Source organism: Streptococcus infantis (assembly GCF_000963255.1).
GTDB lineage: Bacteria > Bacillota > Bacilli > Lactobacillales > Streptococcaceae > Streptococcus > Streptococcus nidrosiense.
Genome location: NZ_JYOV01000007.1, coordinates 1 through 6,725, shown reverse-complemented (window position 1 = coordinate 6,725; position 6,725 = coordinate 1). Strand labels below are relative to the sequence as shown.

General features: G+C 38.4%; 8 protein-coding genes. 3 read left to right on the top strand and 5 right to left on the bottom strand.

The window, feature by feature from the left end; all coding sequences use genetic code 11:
• Nucleotides 1-807: ISL3 family transposase (locus TZ96_RS02850; RefSeq protein WP_045762798.1), on the top strand; the 807-nt coding region annotated here is incomplete at its 5' end.
• Nucleotides 808-890: 83 nt separating this feature from the next.
• Here TZ96_RS02850 and TZ96_RS02845 read toward each other — a convergent pair.
• The 5 genes from TZ96_RS02845 to efeO are packed head-to-tail and all read right to left on the bottom strand — an operon-like array spanning nt 891 to nt 5,528.
• Nucleotides 891-1,058, bottom strand: coding sequence for a twin-arginine translocase TatA/TatE family subunit (locus TZ96_RS02845; RefSeq protein ID WP_000512114.1), 168 nt, complete (start codon nt 1,056-1,058; stop codon nt 891-893).
• Nucleotides 1,042-1,773 carry a twin-arginine translocase subunit TatC gene (tatC, locus tag TZ96_RS02840; RefSeq protein ID WP_045762797.1) on the bottom strand — a complete coding sequence of 244 codons (732 nt, stop codon included), beginning with the start codon at nt 1,771-1,773 and terminating at the stop codon, nt 1,042-1,044. The genes TZ96_RS02845 and tatC overlap by 17 nt, the downstream gene beginning before the upstream one ends.
• Nucleotides 1,773-3,461: an FTR1 family iron permease gene (locus TZ96_RS02835; protein ID WP_045762796.1), complete on the bottom strand. Its 1,689-nt coding sequence runs from the start codon at nt 3,459-3,461 to the stop codon at nt 1,773-1,775. The genes tatC and TZ96_RS02835 overlap by 1 nt, the downstream gene beginning before the upstream one ends.
• Nucleotides 3,436-4,650, bottom strand: a complete 1,215-nt coding sequence (gene efeB, locus TZ96_RS02830; RefSeq protein ID WP_045762795.1) for an iron uptake transporter deferrochelatase/peroxidase subunit — start codon at nt 4,648-4,650, stop codon at nt 3,436-3,438. The genes TZ96_RS02835 and efeB overlap by 26 nt, the downstream gene beginning before the upstream one ends.
• Before the next feature lie 5 nt (nt 4,651-4,655).
• Nucleotides 4,656-5,528 carry an iron uptake system protein EfeO gene (efeO, locus tag TZ96_RS02825; protein WP_000732970.1) on the bottom strand — a complete coding sequence of 291 codons (873 nt, stop codon included), beginning with the start codon at nt 5,526-5,528 and terminating at the stop codon, nt 4,656-4,658.
• Nucleotides 5,529-5,710: 182 nt separating this feature from the next.
• Here efeO and TZ96_RS02820 point away from each other — a divergent pair, with 182 nt between their 5' ends.
• Together TZ96_RS02820 and TZ96_RS02815 are read left to right on the top strand one after the other, a co-directional pair.
• Nucleotides 5,711-6,010 carry a YbaB/EbfC family nucleoid-associated protein gene (locus TZ96_RS02820; RefSeq protein WP_000981533.1) on the top strand — a complete coding sequence of 100 codons (300 nt, stop codon included), beginning with the start codon at nt 5,711-5,713 and terminating at the stop codon, nt 6,008-6,010.
• Between the two features lie 136 nt (nt 6,011-6,146).
• Nucleotides 6,147-6,725, top strand: a 579-nt coding sequence (locus tag TZ96_RS02815; RefSeq protein WP_045762794.1) for an ISL3 family transposase, incomplete at its 3' end; no start/stop codon positions are given.

Below are 6,725 nucleotides of genomic sequence, written 5' to 3'. Positions count from 1 at the left end.
CCAGAGATTATGTCTTGGGACGAGTATGCCTTTACCAAGGGAAAGATGAGTTTTATCGCACAAGATTTTGATCAGCTCAATATCATTACTGTTCTTGAGGGAAGAACACAAGCTATCATCCGCAATCACTTTCTTCGCTACGATAGAGCAGTCCGATGTCGAGTGAAAATCATTACTATGGATATGTTTAGTCCTTACTATGCCTTAGCTAAACAGCTTTTTCCATGTGCTAAAATCGTTCTAGATCGTTTTCACATTGTTCAACATCTTAGCCGAGCTATGAGTCGGGTTCGTGTCCAAATCATGAATCAATTTGATCGAAAATCTCATAAATACAAGGCCATCAAGCGCTATTGGAAACTCATCCAACAAGATAGTCGTAAACTCAGCGATAAACGATTTTATCGCCCTACTTTTCGCATGCACTTAACGAATAAAGAAATTCTAGACAAGCTTTTGAGCTATTCCGAAGACTTGAAACACCACTATAATCTCTATCAGCTCTTGCTTTTTCACTTTCAGAATAAAGAGCCTGACAAATTTTTCGGACTTATTGAGGAAAATCTAAAGCAGGTTCATCCTCTTTTTCAGACTGTCTTGAAAACCTTCCTCAAGGTTAAAGAAAAGATTGTCAACGCCCTTCAATTACCTTATTCCAACGCCAAATTGGAAGCAACCAATAATCTCATTAAACTCATCAAACGAAATGCTTTTGGTTTTAGGAACTTTGATAACTTTAAGAAACGAATTTTCATCGCTCTGAATATAAAAATGGAGAGGACAATCGTTGTCCTCTCCAGATGTTAGCTTTTTATTCAACCCACTACAGTTGACAAAGAGCCAGATAATTCCAAGCTAACAATTCTCAACTCTATTCAATCATTTTTCGTTTATTTTTCTTCTTGCTCACCGATGCCCTTAACGGCTTTCTTAAACTCGGCAAGCATTTTTCCTACTGATTCGCCTAGTTCTGGTAAACGTTTTGGTCCAAAAATCAACAATGCTCCAAGGACAATGACTATTAAGCCTGGCGCACCAATATCACGTAAGATTCCCATTTTTTTCTCCTTTCCTTTTTCTCTTAATAATCCATTTACTAATAGCGATACTAACCTCATACAATAAGATTAAAGGAACAGTCATCGCTAAATCGCTAATAAAATCAGCAGGTGTCAATATAACAGCCAATACCAATAAAATGAAGTATGCATAACGTCTATAAGCAATGAGTAGGCCAGGCCCAATCAAACCAATTGAGGTTGAGAAAGCAATGATAACTGGCAATTCAAAGATAAATGCTAGTGGTACAGTAGTTTGAAAGACAAAAGCTAGATAATTTTGTGCCGTTAACTGCGTTTCAAATAAGTTTTCACCTAGTCCCAGTAAGACCTGAAGTATAGCTGGTGTGACAAAATAAAAGCCAAAAGCTAACCCCAAGATAAAACAAAGGAAAGTTGCAGGGATATAAGCAAAAATCGCCCCTGCTTCTTCAGTTTTAAGGGCTGGTCGGACGAAACTCCAGACTTGATAAACGGTAAAGGGCAAGGTAAGGCTAAAGGCCATCAAACTTGCCAAACGAAGATAAATCCATAAAATATCATTTGGCCCTAAGACAATCAACTTCTGACTAAAGCCTTGTGTGATAAATTGATAAACCTGATCGGCAAATAATAGTGAAATGCAGAAAACCAGAAAGAAGCAAACAACTACTGCTAGCAATCTCTTTCTAAATTCTACCAAATGTTCAATAATTGTCAATTCCTTTTGATCCATCATTTTTCATCCTGTCTAATGGTAATTAGAAAAACTACGAGGATAAAGAGAGTCTGACCTGCTAACCCTTCCCAACTAGGGTAAATTCCCAATATATCAATACTTGGTATTCCTGAGATCAGATGGTTTGGAATTATATTTGTCAACTGTAAGGCATGGATACTAACTCCCGTCATCTTAAAGGCTAAGGCATAAATCATCCAAGTCAGGATGAAGAAAACCTTATGAGGTAGGAAAAATTGACTGGCCTTGTTCATCACAAAAGCAATCACGATTAAGACTAAGAGGGCCAGAGAAATTCCAAGGACAAAATCAAAACTAGAAATCCTTGACAGAATCCCCACATAGAATAAAATCGTCTCAGCACCTTCTCGGAATACGGCTAGAAAACTCAGAGCAAACATAGAAAGGAACGATCCTGTTTTCGTGACAGTTTGCATCTGCGATTCCATAAAAGCATTCCATTTTTTAACAGAAGATTTGCTATGCAGCCAAATACCGATTAAAATCATCATGATAACCGCAAAAATCCCGACTGCACCTTCGATGATTTCACGGTTAGTTCCTGAGGTGACTGATGGAAAGGCAATCTGTAGGATATAGGCAATTAAAAGACTGGCCACTATTCCCGCAAATGCACCACCATAGACCCACTTGAGGCTCTTTCTCATCTTAGCAGCTTTCAAAGTTGTCACAAGCGCCATGACAATCAAGAGGGCTTCTACACCTTCTCGGAGCAAGATGAGCATGGCGTCAAATGCATTATAGGAAGCGCTTGTATCAATTTGAGATAGCTCTGCAATCAAGCTAGAAAGCTTTTCTTGATATTCACTTTCCTTCCCCTTAACCATGATGACAGGACTTTCACTTTCAACCTTGATATAAAGCGAAGGATTGGTTGTACTTACAGATCCTTCGATTGTTGGCCAAATAGTAATAAACTCCTTCATCGTCGCAGCTGCGTCACTATCTTGACCAGCTTGAAATTGTGTCAAGGCCTTTTTTAAAAGATCGATTCCATCCTTAAGGGTCAGATTCGAAGATGTCGTCGCAACTTCTGTACCTTCAACAAAGTTAGAAATGGCTGTCTTCAAATCATCAAAGGATGCCTGAATAGTATCAAAGTTCGTTGGTTCAGTCTCAATGCTACTACGCAGGAAAGAAATAGCTGTTTCCACTTGTCCGTAATGAGCTGTACTATGGTCGCGAACCACTGCTTCATTGATGGTCCAGGTTGAATTCATTTTTTTATAGGCTTCTCTTACTGCTTCCAGATCTTGAGAAGCGATTGCCTTGTCTAAGGCTTCAAAACGAGGTTCTAATCGTGAAACAAGTTTCTCTTTTTCTGCATCTAGGTCGACTGGATTTTGCTCTTTCTCAAATGTCAAAAGGGCTAAAGAAATCTGAGTTAGCTGGTCTTCAGTAATATCACCAGTTAAGGCCAACTTTTCTTGAACTTTACGTCCTGCTTCAGAGTCAGAATTCTCGACTTTCTCGAAATCTTTGTTAATTTCATCGATTATTTTTCTTGCCTGGTCTTGTTTGCCTTCTTTAACAGCTTTAGTTGCATCAGTTATTTTGACAAAGTAGGGACTCAAATTTTCCTTAGCTCCTACCGGAAAAATCAACAGAAAGAAACAAGCACATAGGAGGATAATACTTTTAGGATTCCAATAATTTCTGCCCAATGTAACCTCCCTTCTCTACTCCACCAAAGCAGGCAAAAAGACCACTGCCTATATGGGTAACGTACTCATTCATTTTATCCGTAGCCCCCAGATTGGTCTGAACTTTAACAAAGCTATCTGGGTCCTTTTGGAAGGAGATAAAGAGCAAACCAGTATCAAACTGACCAGTCTTTTCATCAATGCCATCAGAATAAGAATAAGAGCGACGCAGGAGAGGTTTATCCACTTCTTTTGCTAAGCGAACATGAGAATCGTCAGGAAGAAGACTCAAGTTCACCTCATCAAATTCGTTTTTCTTACCAAAAGGAGCTCCACTTTCCTTATAGCGCCCAAAGGTATTTTCTTGCTCCTCCAGATTGGTTCGGTCCCAAGTATCAAGGAACATCTGGATGCGACGAACTGCCATATAGGAACCATTTTCCATCCAATCCTTACTGTCTGCCCACACAACCTGATCAAATTCTTTCTCAGTGGTAACATTAGCAGTCCCGTCTTTAAATCCAAAGAGATTTCGAGGAGTTTCCATACGATTACCGATAGCTGCAAAACCTGATTGACTCCAACGAAGAGTAACTGCATTTCTTCCTTTTCGGATAAGGTTGCGAACGGCATGAAAGGCAACTTGCTCGTCATCTGCACAAGCTTGAATGACAATATCTCCTCCCGTGTACTTTTCTCGTAATTGTTCCTTTGGAAAAGGAGGCAAATCTCTAAAGAGTGTTGGACGTTTGTTCTCTAGTTTCATCTTTTCTAAGAAACTAGCCGAAACTCCAAAGGTCAGGGTCAAACGATGAGGGTTAAGGCCAACTGTTTCCCCAGTATCACTTGGAGGTAAGAGGCTATTGTTACCATCTTTTTTAACCAATTCTCCTTCTACAAGTTTGGCACTATAATCCGTCCAATCCTTAAATAACTGGATGATTTTCTCTTTGTCAGTTGTATGCAAATCTAAAACCACAAAATAAATGTTTTTCTGCATGACAGTTGTAATGCCAGCTTGGTGTTTGCCATAGAAGGCTATTTTTTCATCCCCGTACGAGATTTTCTCTTGACCATCAAGCTTAGGTGTGAAAAAAGCAGAAGCACCGGAGAGTCCAAGTGCGAGACCAGCACCTCCAATACCTGCTTTTTTTAGAAATTCTCGACGGTCCATTTTTCGTTCAAAAAATTTTTCACCTTTGTTTGTCATATTACTTATTCTCCACCAAGAAATTTACCCATTTGTGATAATGGTTCACCAAGCTTTGTGACTGCTTCAGACAATTCCTTGGTATCCTCTTTCGTTAAGTCTGTATAGAGCTTATAGTGTTCCTTGTCCGTCATGTGTTTGTCTAACAAACTATTGACAGATTTGAAATCTTCCTCTAACTCCTTAACCAAGGCTGCATCTGATTTTTCAAGCAAGGGTTTAAAGAGTTGGAAAATCTTCTCAGCACCTTGGATATTTGCACGGAAATCATACAAATCTGTATGAGAGTAAATCTCCTCTTCCCCAGTAATCTTACTTGTCGCTACTTCATTTAAAAGGTCAACAGCCCCAGTTAGCATAATCTTGTAATCAACATCTACAGTCGCAATCTTAGCCTTCAATTCCTTGATATCATTTACCAGTTGGTCACCATAAGACTCAGTTCCTTTAGTTGTGTTTTCTTCCCAAAGGATGCGCTCAATACGGTGGAAACCTGACCAACCTTCTTCGGTCTTGTTTTCATCTAGATAGTCTGCTAATCGAAAATCAATCTTCACATCAGATTCTCCGAAGCTCTCTGCAATCGGTTCTGAGCGCTCATAGGACATACGGATTAAAGGGTATGCCTTTTTAGCTTCTTCTAGCTTACCATCCTTCAATAATTGGACAAAACCTTCTGTATCCGTCAATAGTTTATCAATCTGTTCTTCTACAAATGTTTTGTAGTCACTAGTTGCCTTATCCAATAATTTTTGGTTATCTTCTGATAATTTTGCGACCTGAGATGAATCACTTGTAGTTGACGATTGTTCAAAGCGAACTGCACAAGCAGATAACAACAATGCCGAAGATAAAAGGATAAAACCAAGTTTTTTCATATAACGCTCCTATTAAATCATGGGAATCCCATTTTTAAAATTTATTATATCATAGTTTTTCTAATTATTCAACAAATTGTCAGAAAATTTAATGTTTACTCCTTTAAAATTAGAATAGACTTTTCTAGTTAAAATTGTTAAAATAATAGGGAAAATAAAAGAAAAGGAAGCTATATACCACCATGATGAATATGCAAAACATGATGCGTCAAGCTCAAAAACTTCAAAAACAAATGGAGCAAAGTCAGGCTGAACTTGCTGCTACAGAATTTGTTGGAACTTCTGCCCAAAACCTTGTAACTGCTACACTAACAGGAGACAAGAAAGTTACAAAAATTGATTTCAATCCAGCAGTTGTTGACCCAGAAGATATTGAAACTCTATCAGATATGACAGTTCAAGCAGTCAATGCTGCTCTTGAACAAATTGATGAAGCAACTAAAAAGAAACTAGGTGCTTTTGCTGGTAAATTACCATTCTAATAGCATAAAAAGGGCTCTATAATATTTGTAGTGGGTAAATCCCCTATGGATCTTATGGAGCCTATTTTTGTGTAGAAAAAAAGTCCCATATGACCTATAATGAAAAGCGATCAAACAACTCATTAGAAAGAATCCTATGGAACAATTACATTTTATCACAAAACTGCTCGATATCAAAGACCCTAATATCCAGATTCTAGACATCATCAATATGAATACCTACAAAGAAATCATCGCTAAACTGGACTACGACGCCCCATCTTGCCCTGATTGCGGAAGTCAAATGAAGAAATATGACTTTCAAAAACATTCTAAGATTCCTTACCTCGAAACGACTGGTATGCCTACCAGAATTCTTCTGAAAAAGCGTCGATTCAAGTGCTATCATTGCTCGAAAATGATGGTCGCCGAAACCTCTCTCGTCAAGAAGAATCATCAAATTCCTCGTATTATCAACCAAAAGATTGCTCAAAAGTTAATTGAAAAGACTTCTATGACTGATATTGCACATCAGCTATCCATTTCAACTTCAACTGTCATTCGTAAGCTCAATGACTTTCACTTTAAGCATGATTTTTCTTGTCTTCCAGAGATTATGTCTTGGGACGAGTATGCCTTTACCAAGGGAAAGATGAGTTTTATCGCACAAGATTTTGATCAGCTCAATATCATTACTGTTCTTGAGGGAAGAACACAAGCTATCATCCGCAATCAC